The sequence below is a fragment of the Micromonospora sp. NPDC049799 genome (genome assembly GCF_040656655.1).
Classification (GTDB): Bacteria; Actinomycetota; Actinomycetes; order Mycobacteriales; family Micromonosporaceae; genus Micromonospora.
The window spans coordinates 1-2658 of the sequence record NZ_JBFAMU010000612.1 but is presented as its reverse complement, the minus strand read 5'-3'; the positions used below and the strand labels follow the sequence as shown (position 1 = coordinate 2658).

Here is a 2658-nt window from a genome sequence, read left to right as displayed (position 1 = left end):
GGCCTGGGCGGCGTTCCAGTAGTCGGCGAACTGGTCCGGTGCGACCTGGAGGTGGAACTGGGTGCTGGTGCAGGCCGCCTCCGGGGTGATCGATGAAGCGCAGGACGCGGTCGTCGTCCGGCCCCGGCAGGGCGCGGCCGTCGCGGTTGCTGGTGGCCACCCACAGGGAGCCGTCCGGTGCCAGCTCGACCGTCCGGAGCCGGCCGAACGCCCCGACCAGCTCGGCTGTCGGTACGCCCACCCGACCGGCGTCGTCGACGGGTACGGCCCACAGGCGGGTGCCCCGCAGGGCGGCGACGTAGATGGTGCCGGCGGCGAAGGTCGCCCCGCTCGGGGACGCCTCGGCCGGCGACCAGACCACCGGGTTCCGGAAGCGGGGGTCGGTGCCGATCCCCTCGGCGACCGGCCAGCCGTAGTTGCCGCCGGGGACGATCCGGTTCACCTCGTCCCACCGGCCCGCCCCCAGCTCGGTGGCGAACAACCGGCCCCGCGCGTCCCAGGCGAGCCCCTGCACGTTGCGGTGGCCGTAGCTGTAGACCGGCGACCCGGGGAACGGGTTGTCCGCCGGCACGCCACCGTCCGGGCGGATCCGCAGGATCTTGCCGTTGCGGCTGGTCAGGTCCTGTGCCAGACCGGGCACCAGAGCGTCACCGGTGCCGACGTAGAGCATGCCGTCGGGGCCGAACTTCAGGCGGCCCCCGTCGTGGGCGGTGGCCCGGGTGACGCCGCTGAGGATCACCTGGGCGGACGACGGCCGGCCCAGCCGGAACCGGACGACCCGCAGGTCCGAGGCGGTGGTGAAGCAGACGTAGACCAGCCGGTCCCGGCCGAAGGTGGGGGAGACGGCCAGGCCCAGCAGACCGGCCTCCCCACCGGCGACGACACCGGGGATCCGGGCCACCTCGCGGGGCGGGCGGCCGGGCCGGATCCGCAGGACGGTGCCCTGGTTCCGCTGGGCGACCAGCGCGCTGCCGTCCGGCAGGAAGTCCAGCCCCCAGGGCACCTCCAGACCGGTGGCGACGACCTGCGGCCGGCCGAAGTCGTACCCGCCGGCCTCCGCCGGGGCGACGCGACCCGGCGCTTGCGGTGGCTGCGTGTCCACCCGGACCGGCGTGGGTGGTCGGTCGGTCGCCTGGGCGTGGGCGGTGCCCAGGCCGAGCGCGAGGGCGGTGACGACGGCCAGGACGGCGTGTCGGCGCATGGGAACTCCTCCGTGGGGGACGACCGGTGACGGCCATTGACGGTGATCGCGGGAGCGAGTAGACCTTGGTGATGGAGACCCGCCGATGAGCAGAACGCCGTTGACGCTGGAACAGTTGCGGGTCGCCGTCGCCGAGGGCGAGATCGACACCGTGGTGCTCGCCCTGGTCGACATGCAGGGGCGTATGCAGGGCAAACGCTTCCACGCCCCCTTCTTCCTGGATCAGGTCGTCGCCCACGGCAGCGAGGGCTGCAACTACCTGCTCGCCGTCGACGTCGACATGAACACGGTCGACGGGTACGACATGTCGAGTTGGGAGCGCGGCTACGGCGACTTCGCGATGGTGCCGGACCTCGGCACGCTGCGCCGGGTGCCGTGGCAGCCGGGCACGGCCCTGCTCCTGGCCGACCTGGAGTGGCTGGACGGCTCCGGCCCGGTGGTCGCCTCGCCCCGGCAGGTCCTCCGCCGCCAGTTGGACCGGCTCGCCGCGCACGGCCTGACCGCGTACGCGGGCACCGAGCTGGAGTTCGTGCTCTTCCGCGACTCGTACGAGGACGCCTGGCGCAGTGGCTACCGGGACCTGACCCCGGCCAACCAGTACAACGTGGACTACTCGCTGCTGGGCACCGCCCGGGTCGAGCCGCTGCTGCGCCGGATCCGCACCGAGATGGCCGGTGCCGGGCTGACGCCGGAGAGCGCCAAGGGGGAGTGCAATCTCGGCCAGCACGAGATCGCCTTCCGGTACGACGAGGCGGTGACCTGCGCCGACCACCACGTCATCTACAAGAACGGGTCGAAGGAGATCGCCGCCCAGGAGGGCGTGTCCATCACCTTCATGGCCAAGCCGAACGCGCGGGAGGGCAACTCCTGCCACATCCACTTCTCACTGCGGGACGCCGCCGGCTCCTCGGCGATGCTCGGCGACGGGCCGGCGCACCTGAGCGTGACCGGGCAGCGGGTGCTGGCCGGGCTGCTCGCCACGATGCGCGAGTTCAGCCTGCTCTTCGCCCCGAACGTCAACTCCTACAAGCGGTACCAGCCGGGCTCGTTCGCCCCGACCGCGCTGCGCTGGGGCACCGACAACCGCACCTGCGCGCTGCGGCTGGTCGGTCACGGGCAGGGCATGCGGGTGGAGAACCGGGTGCCCGGCGCCGACGTCAACCCGTACCTGGCCATCGCGGGCCTGGTCGCGGGGGCGGTGCACGGCATCGAGCGGGAGCTGGAGCTGGGCGACGAGTGCACCGGCAACGCGTACGACGACGCCACGGCCGAGCGGGTCCCGGGCACCCTCCGCGACGCCCTCACCCTCTGGGAGGGATCCGGCATCGCGAGGGAGGCGTTCGGCCCCGAGGTGGTCGCGCACTACGCCAACGCCGCCCGCGTGGAACTCGCCGCCTTCGACGCGGCCGTGACCGACTGGGAACTCGTCCGTGGCTTCGAACGCCTCTAACCCCCAC

General features: G+C 73.1%; 1 protein-coding gene and 1 pseudogene. One reads left to right on the top strand and one right to left on the bottom strand.

Annotated features, from left to right (window positions below):
* Positions 1 to 193: 193 nt before the first annotated feature.
* A pseudogene (locus AB0I76_RS27205) lies at positions 194 to 1201 on the bottom strand (PQQ-dependent sugar dehydrogenase); the annotation flags it as partial.
* Positions 1202 to 1286: 85 nt separating this feature from the next.
* On the opposite strand from AB0I76_RS27205, the gene AB0I76_RS27200 reads away from it, so the two are divergent.
* A complete protein-coding gene (locus tag AB0I76_RS27200; protein WP_357041172.1) occupies positions 1287 to 2651 on the top strand; it encodes a glutamine synthetase family protein in 1365 nt (454 codons plus the stop codon).
* Positions 2652 to 2658: the final 7 nt, after the last annotated feature.